Origin of the sequence: Pseudomonas koreensis (assembly GCF_024169245.1) — a bacterium.
Lineage (GTDB): Bacteria > Pseudomonadota > Gammaproteobacteria > Pseudomonadales > Pseudomonadaceae > Aquipseudomonas > Aquipseudomonas koreensis_F.
The window spans coordinates 3544162-3561446 of the sequence record NZ_JALJWP010000001.1 but is presented as its reverse complement, the minus strand read 5'-3'; the positions used below and the strand labels follow the sequence as shown (position 1 = coordinate 3561446).

Here is a 17285-nt window from a genome sequence, read left to right as displayed (position 1 = left end):
GTCGTCCCAGTAAACAATGCCGACGGCAGCGAAGAAGTCTACACCCACGATGACAAGGCTCGACTCGTCGCCAAGGTCGATCCGGATGGATCCCTCCTGAAGGTGTTCCGACGCGCTACAACTACTTCAACGGTCAACTTATTGATGTCCAGCGCGGCAAGGCCCGCTGGAAATACGAACGCAACCGCCAGGGCGACATTACCCAACAAACCGATCCTGACGGCAACGAGACCTTCTACAGCTATGACCACCAGGGCCGCTTGGTAGAGATCCGCCACCCCGACGGCAGTCGTCATCACCTGGGTTGGAACAGCCTCGGCCAATTGCTGGAAGAGCGCCTGCCGGACGGCGGTCAACGAAAATACCGCTACGATGCCCTCGGCCGGCAAATCACTCGCCAGGACGAATTCGGTGCGATCACCCAATACCAATGGGACGCCGTCGACCGTCTGATCCAAGTCACCCTGCCCGGCGGCGCCACACGTGCGTTTACCTACAACCCGTATGGCCGCGTCACCGCCGAACGCGACGAGCTCGGCCGTATCACCCGCTACGAATACGCCGACAACCTGCATCTGGTCAGCCGCCGCATTAATCCCGACGGCAGCCAACTGCGCTACCGCTACGACAACTCGCAACTCAACCTCACCGAGATCGAAAACGAGCGCGGCGAACGCTATCAACTCGATTACCACCCGAACGGCCTGATCCAGCAGGAAACCGGCTTCGACGGCCGCCGCACCGCGTACGAATACGACCTCAACGGCCAACTGCTGAAGAAAACCGAGTTCGGCGATGACGGTAGCGAACTGGTAACCGAATACCAGCGCGACGCCGCAGGCCGTTTGCTGGTCAAGACACTGCCCGATGGGGAAGAAATTCATTACAGCTATGACGCGCTGGGTCGATTGGTTAACGTCGACGACGGCCATTGGCCGCTCGCTTATGAATACGACGTGCAAGATCGCTTGATCACCGAGCATCAAGGTTGGGGCACCACGCGTTACGCATACGACAACGTCGGTCAGCTCAGCCACTGCCGTCTGCCGGATGGCTGCACGCTCGATTACCGTCATTTGTCCGGTGGACGCCTGAGCAGTATCGACCTGAACGGTTCACGCCTGACCTCTCACCAATTCAGCGCTGGTCGCGAACAACAACGCCAACAAGGGTTGCTGCTCAGCCAATACCAATACGATGAACAGGGCCGCCTGCAAGCGCACAGCGTCAGCCAGCGGGAAAAACACCTGTTCCAGCGTCGCTACAACTACGACGCCAACGGCAATCTCGCCGGCATTAACGACAGCCGCAAAGGTGACCGCAGCTATCACTACGATCCACTGGATCGCCTGATCAACGTGCGCGGTGCTATGCCTGAGAGCTTCGCCCATGACCCGGCAGGCAACCTGCTCAGCCAAAATGAACTGCCCGCAGCCAACCTCGCCAACGTCAAAGGCAATCGCCTCTTGATGCAAGGCGACCGCCACTACGACTATGACGCGTACGGCAACCTGATTCGTGAACGCCGTGGCGCCGGACAAAAACTCGTCACCGAGTACCGCTACGACTGCCAACACCGCCTGATCGGCGTCAGCCTGCCAGGCGGCAGCACCGCATCCTACAAATACGATGCCTTCGGCCGCCGCATCGAGAAAACCGTCGACGGCCACACCACTGAATTTCTCTGGCAAGGCGAACGCCTCATCGCTGAAAGCGCAGAGAACCGCTATCGCAGCTACATCTACGAACCGGGCAGCTTCCGGCCGTTGGCCATGCTCGATGGAGAAGGCCCACTAAAAGCGGCCCCGTTCTACTACCAACTCGACCATCTCGGCACGCCGCAGGAACTGACCGATTACAGCGGCGAAATCATGTGGTCTGCGAGATACCGCGCCTACGGTAATCTCGCAGCGCTGGATGTCGGCGAAATCGACAACCCGCTGCGATTCCAAGGACAGTATTTCGACGCCGAGACAGGGTTACATTACAACCGCCACCGCTACTACAATCCGGGGACTGGACGGTTCTTGACACCGGATCCGATCAAGCTTGCGGGTGGGTTGAATAGCTACCAGTACGTACCTAACCCTACGGGGTGGGTGGATCCTTTGGGGTTGAGCAACAATTGCCCTGGCAAAGCGAAAAAAGGCTTTCAAAGAAAGGTGGATGATACTAGTAACAATAAGGTTGAAAATGGCGAACCAGAGCTACCTATAGGCCATGACAGCACAATTACTAGGAAAGCCGCATTCAGACAAGCGAAACGCGTTGGAGGTGTGCCCCTATCACAGCAGCCATCCAGATCCTATAAAGAGGTACTTACCGACCAGCCTGGTCGCGTGATGAGTAGGGTTTACGAATTCAATTTGAAAGACGGCAGGATTGTGACTATCAGAGAGCATTCATTGGGACATGTAAAAGGTAATGAAGGACCACACTTCAACACTGAAGTTACGGGAACGACAGGTACGAAAGCAGCCTTAAAAGAAGGTGACAACTCACACATTTACTTCAAAAAAGACTAATCATGAGCATATACTACACATGCGAACCGGGCATAAAGTTCCACGAAACGCCCGAGCACTTTTCCGCCCCTGACTTCATGAGCATCGCATTGATAGCAGGCACTCTTCAAGACTTATGGACCACGTGGAAAGCCGTCAGTAACTTTCTCGCGCCTGAATGGCCGGTAACCATAAAGTGGCGGACCATTGGATACTCTCTGGAACAACAGAAAATTCAAGAGCTCCGCCTGCAAAAAGAGATACTCACGAGCCTAAGCCCGAATGGACTTTTGAAAAAAAACGAAAAGACCAAAATATATTCTTATGTAGACTTCACTAACACGAACGATATCATGTTCACCCCCAACGAACTAACACAATACCGAAACACTATTCTCATTCTAAAAAAGGAAGAGGAAGACGCATATAAAATCTGGAGCCAACTAAGTGAGAACGACAGATTGAACGCAGCAGCTATAGCAAAGTTCTTGAAGAGTAATCGAGATGCACTCATCGCTCGCTTTCTAGAAAGTGACACCCACTCAACCGCTCATATTATCACCTCCCAAAAATACTCAGAAAGAATAAAATCAATACTATCCAAGCTAAATAGTGAAGAGATAAAATCGGCCAAGCTTTATGAAATCATTAATAAACTTTGAATCTATTTGAAACCGCTGCTATTGCGTAGATCAATAAAGGTAGAGCATTTCCCCTTGCTGATCTTGGTTATCCAGAAGAGCTCTCACCGATTGTCAGATATATGCCTTTACCGGAAGGCGGGGCAGGATCAGAAGAAAGACTTTACGCGAATTGGAAAAGCGTCATTTCTGCGTATGAGGAACTATTCTCCCTCGAAAGGAACGCTGACAAAAGCAGTTGAACTCTTTAGTTTTCTAGCATTTTGTAAATCCGCAACTTACTACTCGGCGGCCCCCCTCCGCATTTATAGACAGCGTCAGTCGCCCTGTCACGGACGAACGCGACGAGCTCGGCCGTATCACCCGCTACGAATATGCCGACAACCTGCACCTCGTCAGCCGCCGCATCAATCCCGACGGCAGCCAACTGCGCTACCGCTACGACAACTCGCAACTCAACATCACCGAGATCGAGAACGAGCGTGGCGAACGCTATCAACTTGATTATTACTCGAACGGCCTGATCCAGCAGGAAACCGGTTTCGATGGTCGTCGGACTGCCTACGAGTACGACCTCAACGGCCAACTGCTGAAGAAAACCGAGTTCGGCGATGACGGTAGCGGACTGGTTACCGAATACCAGCGCGATGCCGCCGGCCGTTTGCTGGTCAAGACGCTGCCCGATGGCGAAGAGATTCACTACAGCTACTACGCACTGGGTCGCTTGGTCAACGTCGACGACGGCCATTGGCCGCTCGCTTATGAATACGACGTGCAAGATCGCTTGATCACCGAGCATCAAGGTTGGGGCACCACGCGTTACGCATACGACAACGTCGGTCAGCTCGGCCACTGCCGTCTGCCGGATGGCTGCACGCTCGATTACCGTCATTTGTCCGGTGGACGCCTGAGCAGCATCGACCTCAATGGCTCACGCCTGACCAGCCACCAGTTCAACGCCGGTCGCGAACAACAGCGCCAGCAAGGCTTGCTGCTCAGCCAATACCAATACGATGAACAGGGTCGACTTCAAGCGCACAGCGTCAGCCAGCGGGACAAACACCTGTTCCAGCGTCGCTACAACTACGATGCCAACGGCAACCTCGCCGGCATCGACGACAGCCGCAAAGGCAACCGCAGCTATCACTACGATCCGCTCGACCGACTGATCAGCGTACGCGGCGCCATGCCAGAGAGCTTCGCCCATGACCCGGCAGGCAACCTCCTCGGACAAAATGACCTGCCCGCAGCCAACCTCGCCAACGTCAAAGGTAATCGCCTGCTGATGCAAGGCGACCGCCACTACGACTATGACGCCCACGGAAATCTGATCCGCGAAAGTCGCGGCACCGGCCAGAAGCTTGTCACTGAGTACCGCTACGACTGCCAACACCGCCTGATCGGCGTCAGCCTGCCAGGCGGCAGCACCGCATCCTACAAATACGACGCCTTCGGCCGCCGCATCGAGAAAACCGTCGACGGCCACACCACTGAATTCCTCTGGCAAGGCGAACGCCTCATCGCCGAAAGCGCCGAGAACCGCTACCCCAGCTATATCTACGAACCCGGCAGCTTCCGCCCGTTGGCAATGCTCGACGGCGAAGGCCCGCTTAGAGCGGCACCCTTCTACTACCAACTCGACCACCTCGGCACCCCTCAAGAACTCACCGACTACAGCGGCGAAATCATGTGGTCGGCGAAATACCGCGCCTACGGCAATCTTGCAGCGCTGGACGTCAGCGAAATCGACAACCCGCTGCGATTCCAAGGACAGTATTTCGACGCCGAGACAGGGTTACATTACAACCGCCACCGCTACTACAATCCGGGGACTGGGCGTTTTTTGACCCCGGATCCGATCAAGCTTGCGGGTGGGTTGAATAGCTACCAGTACGTGACGAACCCTACGGGGTGGGTGGACCCACTAGGTCATAGCGAGTGTCCGGGGGCGGGGAATGGTGATCCAAGATCACTGAAAAGGCCTGAGGAAACAACAAAAGTAAAAGAAGAAGTTCCCCTCCCCCTATCGCTGATAGAAAATTTAAGCTAGGAGAAGATGTTCGTCACTTTGAAAAGCACGGCGAGGAAATTGGACAAACGCTCGGGCACGACAACTACACCCTCGAACAATATGTAGCCGATGCAAACTCGGTCATCCGCAATGGAACGTTTGCACCGGAACTGAATGCTTTCGTTGCAATTCCAGGTGGCCTAGGAAGCGCAAAAGGGTTACTAGTAGGAGTCGATAGAGCTACAGGGGAGATTACAACGATGCATTTGAAGTCTGTTTCATTTTTTGAAACTAAAGCTCCGAACCTCGGATGGAAGGCGCAACCGAAGTCTGTCAAGACAGATACGATTGGTTCAGACCCTCATGTCGGCTGGAAACATCCATACGGGCAAAAAACACCGGAGTGACGACTATGATTGTAAAAAATATAAAGTGGATATCTAGAGCTTCCGAAGAGGCGGAGGTTGAAATAACCGACGGCGAGTTTACTTGTATTGCTTTCTCCCATCCCTGCAGCGCGAATATTGGAGATGAAGTAAACGACCCCCTGTACATTTTCTCTATGAAAAGCGCAATGCGTTGCGAAGGGCTTGCTGAACTGGGGATTTGGAACATTCAGAAGCAAGGGCTATCCAGAAAAGTCATTGCCAGAGTATTAGACCCTTCGGAACAAGTAGTAACAGTTGGAAAAATCACTATGATTATTGAGGACTATCTACCAGGAGGGATTATGGTCGGAGACTTAATCGAATTTGAGTGTGCACGCATAGATCTATGGTAGAGCTCACATCGTAAAATGGGGAGACACTTCACGTTGTTATTTTCCAGATGTAATCTTCCTGTGAACAACTTCATTGTGTAAGTTTCTGAAGGTCACCTTCCCTTAACAATCTGGTCAGAACCACCTCGGCCAGTTGTTGGAAGAGCGCCTGCCCGATGGCGGTCAACGCAAGTATCGCTACGATGCGCTCGGTCGACAAATCACTCGCCAGGATGAATTCGGAGCGATCACCCAATACCAATGGAATGCCGTTGACCGCCTCACTCAGGTCACCCTGCCCGGCGGCGCCACACGCGGGTTTACCTACAACCCGTATGGTCGCGTCACTGCCGAACGCGACGAGCTCGGCCGTATCACCCGCTACGAATACGCTGACAACCTGCACCTCGTCAGCCGCCGCATCAATCCCGACGGCAGCCAACTGCGCTACCGCTACGACAACTCGCAACTCAACCCGTGGACGGGGTTCAATGGCAGGTTATTAAAGAAAACGATGTCATCACTTCTTCATACCCTACGGGAGCAACTCCATGACGACTAGCAATGAGGAAATCTTTATAAAAAACTCTGCTCATGGATAGGTGAATCTGAAGATTCGCACTGGACTGAATACAGCACCGAGCTAGTTGCAAAAACGGTACTCATAGACTTCAATGACCAGGACTGGGAGGTCCTAAAAAAAACAATACTCAAAATGCCGGAATTCTGGCAACAAAGATGCGCCGTTTCACTTGGAGAAAATCGTACTGACCAAGCCATAGAGATTTTGAAAACTCTACTTTCGGAATCGAAATATAAAGATGTTAAAATTATTTCTATTTACGAGCTCGACTGGGCCGAAATACCGATAGAAAAAAAATATTCCTACCATATAAAGCAGGTAATAGACACCACACCAAAAAGCGAAATCTAACCAGAAATATATAGCTTACTTGCAAAAGCAGAATCATCAGAAACATAATGAGTAAATTTACTAATTTTTTATACTAGAAAAATCATGAAAGAATCGCAAGTAACGCACACTAGCGACACTACAACCATAATGCTCCAAACAATGGAAACAGAAGAAGAAATAAATACTTTCTTGGAGAATAACAACATCAATCCAGGACTATTCACTCCTCCTTGAACTTGCTTTTACCCACTTGACTGAGTATAACAGGCAGGCGTACAAGATTAGAGAGGGGTGATAGGTTCATTAGCTAGGGGAAGGGGAAAAGAGCGCGCGAGCGCTACCACCTTGAGTACTCCGCCAACGCCCCGTTAAAAGCAGCACCGATCTATTACCAACTCGACCACCTCCACATGCCGCAGGAACTGATCGACTACACCGGCAAGATCAAGTGGTCGGCAAAGTACCCCGCCTACGGTAATCTCGCAGCGCTGCACTTCAGCGAACTCACTAACTCGGTAGCATCGCCAGAAGAAAATTAAACCAGGGAATTTGAGACTGAAGCCCAAATGAATACCCGTCAGATAACGCTTGCCAATCGATGGACCGCAACCTTCCAAAACATCGGCGAGTTTCGCATGGGCGTCGAGGGCTGGAGCTTGCTTCTACAGGGTCCGGATAACCAGACGATCAAATACTTCGCAGACCAGATTGTTCTAGCGAACGACGAGGACGGCCACCAAGCCAACACCTGCATCCTGCTCTCGGTCGATGGTGTTTACGGCTATTTGCGTACGGCCGTAGACGGCGACTGGGTGATCGATTTTGCGCGAGGGATGATTGCCCCTCACCGAGTAACCATTCGCCACCATCACGACGCGTACGACGAAACCCTCGCGCTGTACGAACAGCCCGCCTTCAAACGTGTTCGCCAGTACATCAGTGTTGCCGGCAAACACATCTATCTGACCTTTCCGCTAACCCGAGATGAAGATTTTCCCAACTTGTGGGAGGAATACCTGGCAATCCGCAAGCGCCAACTGGATGAGCTTTACTTCGCAACCTGATGAACGCATGGAGACATCCGGTACGCATCCCAACCGTTTTACGTCCTTACACTTCTCCAGGTCCGACCCTGCCAAATTAAGCTTCACCTAAGCTTCCCCCGCTAGCATCCCGGCCCATGAACCCCGTCGTCTTGAGCCGTGGATGAGTCCCTCCGACATGAAAGCTTTCGATCTACCCTTCCAGCCGCAACCCAACTTCAGCCTCGTCCTGGTCAATTACAAAACCCCGGACATCACCCGCATGTGCCTGGAGCTGTTGCGCGAGCATGTTCAGGCGCAGGGCATTCCAGTTTGGGTGGTGGACAACGATTCGGCGGATGCCAGCCTTGATTACTTGCGTTCGCTGGACTGGATCCATCTGATCGAGCGGCCGTCGCCGGGCAAGGAAGCGGGGCATATTGCCCATGGCAAGGCGCTGGATCTGGCCTTGGCTAAAGTTGAGACCGACTACTTGTTTCTGCTGCACACCGACACTTTTGTCTACGACATGGAAGTGTTCGCGATGATGATGCGCGAGTGCACGAAAAATGCAGACATGGCGGCGGTCGGTTGTGTGGAGCAACTTGATCGTGGGTTGTTGCGAGATACCTGGCGGTTGACTTCGCGATTCTGCAAACACCATGTTCGCCGGCTCAAAGTTCATTTCGGGCTGCGCTCGAAACCGCCACGCCCGTATAAAGAAACGCATCTTAAAAGTTTCTGTACGCTGTGGAATGTGCGTTTGATGAAGTCGCAAGGGTTGCACTTCTGTATGGATGATCGGGTGCCGGGTTATACGCTGCAGGATCGAATGATCGAGTTGGGCTATGGCGTCAGGTTTCTCTCGCCGCGGACGATTTTCCGCTATCTGGATCACATCCAGGCCGGCACCGTCGCGGCGGCAGGCACGTATGGCAAGGATCATCGCCGTACGAAGATGTACCAGCAGACACTCAAACGCTTGCAGGGGCAGCATGGCAAAAACGCTATGCAAGCTTCGACTTGATCGAAAACAATAAAAAGGGCGACTGCAAAGTCGCCCTTTTTGTTTCCAGATTCTGTATACAACTTTCGCCAGTAGTGGAGTTCGCCCAGTGTTACGGCCTGGCAATCCTTGCACCGGTAAAGAGCCCTGACACTGGGCGAACGCCGGGGATTTTAATTCAAACAAGTGGACCTGTCGTCATGGGCAAACATGAAATTTTTTAACTGAAAAGTTAAAAACTGTGTTTTGCCGATTTATCCCGGGAATTGTCTTACAAAAAAATTTATATGATTGCTCTCATACATAAAGTTGTACAAGAGCAATAAAGCTGTAGAGCTAATACTCAACTATCGTGTTGACTGGTCACTTTCAGGATATCGGTGTAAGTGACATTTACGCTCTGCCCTACTCTCAGATCTTTCAACCTGGCCTGAATCTCCGGCTTCTTCACATCGAGCGTCTTCGATTGTCCGGACGGATTTTCCAGGGTGACCTGATTGGTCTTCAAATCGATTTTGCTGATTTTCAGCTGCACCTGAACCTGGCGATAGGCCTCGCCGCCCGGGTTATCGCTGCCCGGAGCCTTGCGCAGTTCGCCAATTCGCTCGGTGGTGCCTGGCAGACCTTTATCTACATCGGTGTCGAGATAAGCCGCGACAGACCGCTGCACTTCGATCTTCACCAGGTCCCCCACCTTGAGATTGGCGAGATTTTTCGCTTTGTCGCTGAGCTGGACGTGGACCTGACGTCCTTCCGGACCTTCCAGCACCACCTGGTGATTGGCCGGGTCGACGGCGCGCACTTTGGTGGTAACGGAATCGGCCTCAACGGTGGCAGACAATGGGATATCGGCAGCCAGAGCGCCGAAGCTGGAGACAGAAAGGAGCGTAGCGAGGGTGATGGCCTTGGCCAGAGCGTCGAGCTTCATATGCATTACTTTCCCTGTGATGAAGTGGCGACGCCCGCTGCCGAATCGACTTCAGCGGCGGGCGTGCCAGTGAGCATAGACGCGGTTCAGGGCTTGACTTGGGTTTGTGGCCCGCGGGTGTGTGGCTTGGCGGTTTCCTGAGCGGTGGATTCGCCGCTGGCGGTGCCTTTGCCGCTGTCCTCTCGCTGCTTGGGATCGGTTGGGCGCAGGGCATCGTTATCGCGCTCGGTTTCGCCGGCAGGGCGCGGTTCGTCGGGGTTGTCGTTCTGGTTGCTGGTGGTATTCACGGCGGTATTCCTCAGGCTTCGGGATCGTCGAGTTCGCGGGCGACGTTGACCTCGGGTGACTGCTTGTGCAAATCGTCGGCCTTGGCGCGCAGCAACTGCCATTGCTCAAGATCGATCGCGCCTTGGCCGAGCAGGTCATCGGCGATGCGCTGCAGATCGAAATAGTGAGCGTCGGGCGATTGCTGCCAAAGGGTCTGATCGTCGAACAGGCGCTGCCAGGTTCCGAGGTCCGGGAGTTGCAGGTCGTCGCTCATAGGTAAGTCCGAAAATGGCGGGTTTCTGGGTAGAGCGGTGGGCGCCGGTGAGAGTTCCAGTCAGTTCGCTCAGCGGTGAAGGCACGGACGCTATCGCTGGCAAGCCAGCTCCCAGAGGGATCAGGGTAGATCCGCTATTCATTCGTATCTTTGATACAGCTATCGCGAGCAGGCTCACTCCTACAAGAGCAAGAGCAAGAGCAAGAGCAAGAGCAAAAGCAAGATCAAAAGATCGCAGCCTTCGGCAGCTCCTACAGTCTCCGCGTTCACCTCTAGGCCGAGTGTCAGCTCGCCTGCGGCTTTTGATCTTGATCCACCGGCGACGTCGGAAGGCTGAGTGGAGGATTGATCTGGGCGTGGGAGCGCAGCGACCGTACGACGCAGTCGTACACAGCGAGAGGAGGTGCAGCGAAGCAAACCGGAGGCGCTGCGCCCGGATCGATACCGGAGCGAAGGAACCCCGAGCCTGCGAGGGGCCGAACGTAGGAGCAAGCCTTTTCGGTTACCTTTTTGGCGTTTGAAAAAGGTGACCCGCCGTAAGGGCGGAACCCTAAGCAGCCGTTACCGCAGCAACGGATATGTACTCACTCAAAAAGCCCCCCCCCAAAAAAGCCTTCGCGAGCAAGCTCGCTCCCACAGGGAAACTGCACCTACCGTTAATACCCGGTCATTTCCAGATAGCCCTGGCCAGGATGGCTGCCATCAATCTTCACCGGACCCTCCCAATAGGGAATACGCAAATCCATCCACGCATTGCGGTTGATCGCATCGACGCTGATATCGAGCTTCTTGTCGGGAATGCGGATCGACCACTTCACTGGCATCGGTCGATCAGCCACCTTGGCCGTGTCCTGCGGCACAAGACTGATCTGCTCGCTGCGCAGTGATTGAATCTGCCCGTCAGCGGCGATCCAGGTGCCGGTCAGGTACGGAGCGCCGTCCTTCTGCCGCATGCGATAGAGCATCACATGTTCACCGCTGTCCAGATGCAGCGAAAACCAGTCCCAGCCTGTCTGATTGGCGGTCAGCGGTTGACTGCTCCACTCGCGATCGAGCCACGCCGGGCCACTGACCGTGTAGGTCTGGCCGTCGATCTGCAGCGTGCCACTGGCCTGGAAAAACGGCTGGCTGTAGTAATACGAAGCCTGGCCTTCTTCGGATTTCTGGCTGAAGCCGTTGTCGCCCTGCAACACCAGCGGCCGGCTGGAGGTGAGGCGCAGTTGATACGCGAAATTTTTATCGCGGGCGCTGAGCTGCATATCGCTCAGCGCGTCCCGCGCTTGGCTGGCGAACATCCAGTCGTCGATCCACGCCTCGAACGGCGCCAGGCGCACGCCCGCCTGGCCTACACCCCCCCGGGCGTAGCGCTCGGCGGCGTGATGAACCGAACGCGAGGTGACGGCCGCATGGCCAAGCCAGATCGTCTGATTGCCCCACCCGGCCTGCTCGGCGAGCGGTTTCAGGGCGCTGCGAAACAGCGTCCATTGCACACCAAAATCGTTGCCCTGCTGATCCTTGAGATTGGCGGTGACGTACCACCACTCGATGCGAAAACCATCATGCGCGCCGTGATCGGCAGGGAAACTGAACACCCGACCGGGCACCACCGGGGTGAACGATTGCGCCTGATCACCCATCCCCGCAAAGCCCTTCTCCTCGGGTGCGGGCTGATCGCAACCACCGAGCAGCAACACCAGCATCAGCACGACGCCATTAATCCTCATGGGCAAACGTCCTCAGCAAATCCGCCGGTTGCGTGCGGTACAGCGAATACAGCGGCCATGCCGAGGCCAGTAAAGTCGCGAGCAAAGCCAGGCCCATCAGTTGCAATAACTGCAACGGGAACACCCGCAACGGCAATCGCCAGCCAAACGCCTGCACGTTGATCACCGCATCCAGGCACCACGCCAGTGCGATACCCAGTGGCAGCGCCAACAACAAGGTCAGCACCGCCAGAAGCCAGGTCTGGCCGAGGTTGAGCAACATCAATTGCTTGCGCGTCACACCCAGCGCCCACAGTGGTGCGAGCTGACTGAGCCGACTCTGGCTCTGGGTCAAAAGACTGATGAACAGCGCCACGCCAGCCACGGCCAAGGTCAAGCTGTTCAACGCCGCCGTCGCGGCAAAGGTGCGTTCGAAGACTTGCACCGACCAGCCCTTGAGCCGCGCCTGATCGATGATGCGGTTGTCATCCAGCTCAAAGCGCGCCTGCAAGGCATTGAGCAGCGCCGGAATCTGCGCTGGATCGATACGCAGATTGAAGCGGTTCGGCGTGAGTTGCGGCCAGCCGCGCAGCAGGTGCTCACTGCTGATCAGCACATGCCCTTTCGGATTGCCGTAGTCGGCGTAGATGCCGACGATGCGCGGCGACCACGTGCCGTTTGGCGTGGGGATGCGCAAATGCTCGCCCGCTTTGAGTTTCAGGCGTCGCGCCAGTTGTTCGCTGAGCATCACCGCATCATCCGTGGCCAGTTTCCCCCATGGATTGCTGCCGCTGCTGTCGAGCAACGGCCAGTGCTGGCGATAGTGCGGGTGGTCGATGATGCCGTAGACATCGGCCGGCCAGCCTTGCAGCGTCACCGAAACCTGCCAGTTGGGCAGCACCGCGCTCACATTCGGCTGCTGTTTGAGCCAACTGTGCATTTCGCGGGCCTGCGCCGGGTTGGTCGGGTTGATGTACAACTCGGCACTCAAGCGCTGTTCGAGCCAGTCGTTGAAGGTCTGGCGAAAACCGGCGGTCATGCTGCCGGCGCCGATGTTGGCCGCGAGCGCCAGCAGCAGCGCCATCAGCGCCAGACTCAGGGCTGGCAGTTGCTGGCGGCAATCGGCGAGAAACCACTGGCCGAGCACCGAACGACTGCGCCCGAGCAGCGGATTCAACAACGCACTGAGCAACACCGGCAAGGCCAGCGCAGCACCGAGCAGCAGCCCGGCCATGAGTACGAAGCCGCTGCTCAGGCTGTCACCCCAGATCAGCGCCACCAGTGCAATCGCCAGCAGCGCCGCCGCCAGCCAACCCTGCCGACGCAACCAGCGCGAATATTGCTGATGCCAGGCCTGCGGATCAGCCACCGCCAGCAACGGCAGGCGCGCCGCCCGCAGCAGACTGTTGGCGCCGGCCAGCAAGGCGCCGAGCAGGCTCAGACCGATGCCGCTGAACCACCACCAGGGACTCAGACGCAACTGCCCCGCCACTTCCGCGCCATACAACCCGCGCAGGCTGGCGGCGACGTCCGGCAGCAGCACGCTGGCCAGCCAATAGCCGCTGATCACACCGAACAATCCGCCGATCAGCGCCAGCACACCCAGTTCAACCACCAGACATGCGATCAGCATTCGTGCACTGACGCCACAGGCGCGCAAGGTGCGCAGCAAACCTCGGCGCTGTTCCAGAGCGAGGCCGATGGCAGCATGGACGATGAACAGGCCGACCAGAAACGACAGAAATCCAAGGGCATCGAGATTGAGGTGAAAGCTCTCGGTCAGCCGCGCCAGATTGTTTTCTTCACCGCTGCTTTTGAGCTGCAAGCGATCGCTGAAACTGGCCGGTAAATCTTGATGAAAGTCCTTGGGCAACAGAAGCCGCGACAATTGCTCGGGTTGGTCGAGCATGCGTTGCGCTACGCCGATGTCGACCAGTAACAGGCCCGGCGCCATGTCCTTCTGCGCGAGCAGCGGCGGCAACTGATGACCGCTCACGGTTTGCGGCGTCTCACCCTCGCGCAAGCCGAGCATTTGCAGGGTGTCCGGGGAAATCCAGGTGCTGCCCGGCGGGCTGAAAAATTCGACGATGCGCTCGATCGGCATCGCCTGCCCGGCCACTGCAGAATCCGTCGGCAGCGACACCGGCTCGATGCCCATCACCTGAATGCGTTGGTCTTCGTGGCCCTTGAGTGTCAGCCGACCCTGCAATACCGGCGACACCGGCCAGCCCTCACGGCGCAGCTCGATAAACCAGCGCTGGGGAAACAACGCACCGTTCGGCGTACTCAGGCTGGCTTGCGGTTCGCCGCCGATCATCTGGCTGGCCCGCGCATAGCTGTCGCGTGCCTGGCTGTTCAGTGCCTCGACGCCGGTGAGCAGACTGGTGGCCAGCCACAGCCCGGTCAGCACGCTGAAAAACTGCACGGGATGGCGCCGCCAGTGGCTGAGCAGCGCGCGCAGGGTTTGCCGCCAGATCATCAGGCAACCCGCCCGTTCGACAACACCACGCGCTGGGCCAATCGCGCCGCAACGCGCTGACTGTGGGTGACCATCAGCAGCGTCGTCGGTGTGTCATCGAGCAGTTCGAGCAAAAGCCGCAGCACTTCATCACTTGTCGCTTCATCGAGGCTGCCGGTAGGTTCATCGGCCAAGAGCAATTTCGGCTGTGAAGCCAATGCTCGGCCGAGCGCCACCCGTTGCTGCTGGCCGCCGGAGAGTTGCTCGGGATACCGCGAGAGCAGATCGCCCAGCCCCAGACGCTGCACCAGATGCGCCTGCCAGCGCGGCTCATGGCGCCCGGCCAGGCGCGCCTGAAAGGCCAGATTGTCTTCCACGCGCAGGCTGCCGATCAGGTTGAACTGCTGAAACACCAGACCGATTTCCGTGCGTCGCCAGTTCGCCAGTTGCGCTTCGCTCATGGCTTCCAGGCGATGTTCGCCGCTGCGGATGCTGCCGCTGTCGACCTTGTCCAGCCCGGCCACCAGATGCAGCAGCGTGCTTTTGCCACTGCCCGATTCGCCCATCAGCGCCAGACTGCCACCGGCCTCCAGCGTCAGGTCGACGCCTTGCAGCACCGGCAACACTCCCTGTGGCGTGGCATAGCTTTTGAAAACGTCGCGAACCTCAAGCATGGGCAAACCCGATCAGTGAACCTGGGCCTAGGATAGCGGCCCTGAATGGTTTTTGTCCGCTGATGATCATCGCCAACCTTGCGCCGCGTCTTACGCTGCTGGCTGTTCGGCCATAACGATAAAAAACCGGAGACACCCATGCCCCGTTTCACTTTGAGCCCGCGCGGCCTGTTGACCTGCCTGATCACCGCTTGCCTGAGTCAGTCGCTGCTCGCCGCTGACGGCCCGGTGGCGCCCAGCGCGCAAACCGCCGCGAGCAACGCTGCAGTCCTGAACACCCTGCCGTTCAGCGACCGCACCGATTTCGAATCGGTCAGCAAAGGCTTGATCGCCCCCTTCGAGGGTCAGATCAAGGACGCCGCTGGCAAAGTCATCTGGAACGTCAACGCCTATGACTTCCTCGCTGAGGACAAGGCGCCGGAATCGGTCAATCCGAGCCTGTGGCGCCTGGCCCGGCTCAATGCCCACGCCGGTCTGTTCGAAGTCAGCCCCAAGCTGTATCAAGTGCGCGGGCTCGACCTGGCCAACATGACCATCATCGAAGGTGACGAAGGGCTGATCATCATCGATCCGCTGACCATGACCGAAACCGCCAAGGCTGCGCTGGATCTGTACTACGCCAACCGTCCGCGCAAACCCGTCGTTGCGGTGGTCTACAGTCACACTCATGTCGATCACTTCGGCGGCGTGCGCGGGGTGATCGACGAGGCCGACGTCAAGGCCGGCAAGGTCAAGGTTTATGCGCCGGTCGGTTTCATGGAACACGTGATGAGCGAGAACGTCATGGCGGGCAATGCCATGAGCCGCCGCGCGCAGTACCAGTTCGGCAGTCTGTTGCCGCGCAGTGAAAAAGGTCAGGTCGACGCTGGCCTTGGCAAGAGTGCGCCCAGCGGCGGCACGGTCACGCTGATCGCGCCCACCGACCTGATCGCCGAGCCGCTGGAAACTCGCACCATCGCTGGCCTGCAAGTTGAATTCCAGCTGACCCCGGGCACCGAAGCGCCAGCGGAAATGAACCTTTATCTACCGCAGCTGAAAGCCTTGTGCATGGCCGAAAACGCCACGCAGATGATGCACAACATCCTCACCCCGCGCGGCGCGCAAGTACGCGATGCCAAGGCTTGGTCGCAATACCTCGATGACAGCCTGGCGCGCTACGGTGACAAAGCCGACGTGCTGTACGCTCAGCACAACTGGCCGACCTGGGGCGGCGAGCGAATTCGAACTCTGCTCGCCGATCAGCGTGACATGTACGCCTTCATCAACGACCGCACCCTGCACTTGCTCAACCAGGGCCTGACGCCGCTGGAAATCGCCGAGGCGATCAAGAAACTGCCCGGCTCGCTCGACCAGAAGTGGTACACCCGCGGCTATTACGGTTCGCTGAGTTTCAACACCCGCGCGATGTATCAGCGCTACATGGGTTTCTACGACGGCAACCCGGCCAACCTCAATCCGCTGCCGCCGGTGGAGGCAGCCAGACGTTCGGTCGAGGCCATGGGCGGTGCCACGTCGGTGCTGGAGAAAATGCGCAGCGCGATGGCCAGCGCGGATTACCGCTGGGCCGCGCAGTTGGGCAACCAGTTGCTGTTCGCCGATCCGGACAACGCCGACGCGCGCAAGGCTCAGGCAGAGACGCTGGAGCAGCTGGGTTATCAAAGCGAGAACGCCACCTGGCGCAATATGTACCTGACCGGGGCGATGGAACTGCGCAACGGCGTGCCGCCGCAATCAGCCAATTCCGTGTCGGTGGACATGGTCCGGGCGATGAGTCCGGAAATGTTCTTCGACTACCTCGCGGTACGCCTGGACAGCGACAAAGCCGTGGCCAATGACCTGACGCTGAACTGGACGTTCGACGATGTGCAAAGGGATTTCACCCTGACCTTGCGCAATGGCGTACTGACTCACCGCGCCGGCCTGCATCCGGCGGCGGATGCCAGTGTCAGCCTCAGCCGCGATACGCTGGAGAAGATCAGTCTCAAGCAACTGGACTTCCCGACGGCGATGCAGAAGGGACTGGTGAAGTTGCAGGGCAATGGGCAGAAATTCGGATTGCTGATGGGCAGCCTGGATACGTTCGGGCCGCAATTCAATATCGTCACGCCGTAAGTCAAAAGC

Annotated in this window: 11 protein-coding genes and 4 pseudogenes; 9 read left to right on the top strand and 6 right to left on the bottom strand. The window is 56.8% G+C overall.

Annotated elements, in window-relative coordinates; translation table 11 throughout:
- Positions 1-3 precede the first annotated feature (3 nt).
- From J2Y90_RS15970 to J2Y90_RS15935, 8 genes and pseudogenes are all read left to right on the top strand, one after another.
- Positions 4-2525, top strand: a pseudogene (locus J2Y90_RS15970) (RHS repeat-associated core domain-containing protein); the annotation flags it as partial.
- Positions 2526-2527: 2 nt separating this feature from the next.
- Positions 2528-3166 carry a hypothetical protein gene (locus tag J2Y90_RS15965; RefSeq protein ID WP_253500790.1) on the top strand — a complete coding sequence of 213 codons (639 nt, stop codon included), beginning with the start codon at positions 2528-2530 and terminating at the stop codon, positions 3164-3166.
- 307 nt (positions 3167-3473) lie between these two features.
- A pseudogene (locus J2Y90_RS15960) lies at positions 3474-5117 on the top strand (RHS repeat-associated core domain-containing protein); the annotation flags it as partial.
- Positions 5118-5568: 451 nt separating this feature from the next.
- Positions 5569-5937, top strand: a complete 369-nt coding sequence (locus tag J2Y90_RS15955) for a hypothetical protein (RefSeq protein WP_253500789.1) — start codon at positions 5569-5571, stop codon at positions 5935-5937.
- Between the two features lie 106 nt (positions 5938-6043).
- Positions 6044-6388, top strand: a pseudogene (locus tag J2Y90_RS15950) (RHS repeat protein); the annotation flags it as partial.
- Between the two features lie 809 nt (positions 6389-7197).
- A pseudogene (locus J2Y90_RS15945) lies at positions 7198-7344 on the top strand (RHS domain-containing protein); the annotation flags it as partial.
- Between the two features lie 54 nt (positions 7345-7398).
- Entirely contained in the window at positions 7399-7896 is a 498-nt protein-coding gene (locus tag J2Y90_RS15940) for a hypothetical protein (RefSeq protein WP_253500786.1), read from the top strand.
- A 157-nt stretch (positions 7897-8053) separates the two neighbouring features.
- The gene (locus tag J2Y90_RS15935; RefSeq protein ID WP_253500785.1) at positions 8054-8881 is read left to right on the top strand and encodes a glycosyltransferase family 2 protein; all 828 of its coding nucleotides are present in this window, start codon (positions 8054-8056) and stop codon (positions 8879-8881) included.
- A gap of 322 nt (positions 8882-9203) precedes the next feature.
- On the opposite strand, the gene J2Y90_RS15930 is transcribed toward J2Y90_RS15935, so the two are convergent.
- From J2Y90_RS15930 to J2Y90_RS15905, 6 genes are all read right to left on the bottom strand, one after another.
- Positions 9204-9788, bottom strand: coding sequence for a hypothetical protein (locus J2Y90_RS15930; RefSeq protein ID WP_253500784.1), 585 nt, complete (start codon positions 9786-9788; stop codon positions 9204-9206).
- An 86-nt stretch (positions 9789-9874) separates the two neighbouring features.
- The gene (locus J2Y90_RS15925) at positions 9875-10075 is read right to left on the bottom strand and encodes a hypothetical protein (protein WP_253500783.1); all 201 of its coding nucleotides are present in this window, start codon (positions 10073-10075) and stop codon (positions 9875-9877) included.
- An 11-nt stretch (positions 10076-10086) separates the two neighbouring features.
- Complete coding sequence (locus J2Y90_RS15920; RefSeq protein ID WP_253500782.1) at positions 10087-10329, bottom strand: hypothetical protein; 243 nt, start codon at positions 10327-10329, stop codon at positions 10087-10089.
- Positions 10330-10985: 656 nt separating this feature from the next.
- Entirely contained in the window at positions 10986-12053 is a 1068-nt protein-coding gene (locus J2Y90_RS15915) for a lipocalin-like domain-containing protein (protein ID WP_253500781.1), read from the bottom strand.
- Positions 12043-14511: an FtsX-like permease family protein gene (locus tag J2Y90_RS15910; protein ID WP_429459461.1), complete on the bottom strand. Its 2469-nt coding sequence runs from the start codon at positions 14509-14511 to the stop codon at positions 12043-12045. Before J2Y90_RS15910 ends, J2Y90_RS15915 begins: the two co-directional genes overlap by 11 nt.
- Positions 14511-15164: an ABC transporter ATP-binding protein gene (locus tag J2Y90_RS15905; protein ID WP_253500780.1), complete on the bottom strand. Its 654-nt coding sequence runs from the start codon at positions 15162-15164 to the stop codon at positions 14511-14513. Before J2Y90_RS15905 ends, J2Y90_RS15910 begins: the two co-directional genes overlap by 1 nt.
- A gap of 138 nt (positions 15165-15302) precedes the next feature.
- On the opposite strand from J2Y90_RS15905, the gene J2Y90_RS15900 reads away from it, so the two are divergent.
- Positions 15303-17276, top strand: coding sequence for an alkyl/aryl-sulfatase (locus J2Y90_RS15900; RefSeq protein WP_253500779.1), 1974 nt, complete (start codon positions 15303-15305; stop codon positions 17274-17276).
- Positions 17277-17285 lie beyond the last annotated feature (9 nt).

Bases quoted from the DNA above. Each gene is read 5' to 3' on its own strand.
- J2Y90_RS15965 (WP_253500790.1), top strand. From the start codon at position 2,528: ATGAGCATATACTACACATGCGAACCGGGCATAAAGTTCCACGAAACG.
- J2Y90_RS15920 (WP_253500782.1), bottom strand. From the start codon at position 10,329: ATGAGCGACGACCTGCAACTCCCGGACCTCGGAACCTGGCAGCGCCTG.
- J2Y90_RS15940 (WP_253500786.1), top strand. From the start codon at position 7,399: ATGAATACCCGTCAGATAACGCTTGCCAATCGATGGACCGCAACCTTC.
- J2Y90_RS15910 (WP_429459461.1), bottom strand. From the start codon at position 14,511: ATGATCTGGCGGCAAACCCTGCGCGCGCTGCTCAGCCACTGGCGGCGC.
- J2Y90_RS15955 (WP_253500789.1), top strand. From the start codon at position 5,569: ATGATTGTAAAAAATATAAAGTGGATATCTAGAGCTTCCGAAGAGGCG.
- J2Y90_RS15905 (WP_253500780.1), bottom strand. From the start codon at position 15,164: ATGCTTGAGGTTCGCGACGTTTTCAAAAGCTATGCCACGCCACAGGGA.
- J2Y90_RS15900 (WP_253500779.1), top strand. From the start codon at position 15,303: ATGCCCCGTTTCACTTTGAGCCCGCGCGGCCTGTTGACCTGCCTGATC.
- J2Y90_RS15935 (WP_253500785.1), top strand. From the start codon at position 8,054: ATGAAAGCTTTCGATCTACCCTTCCAGCCGCAACCCAACTTCAGCCTC.
- J2Y90_RS15915 (WP_253500781.1), bottom strand. From the start codon at position 12,053: ATGAGGATTAATGGCGTCGTGCTGATGCTGGTGTTGCTGCTCGGTGGT.
- J2Y90_RS15930 (WP_253500784.1), bottom strand. From the start codon at position 9,788: ATGAAGCTCGACGCTCTGGCCAAGGCCATCACCCTCGCTACGCTCCTT.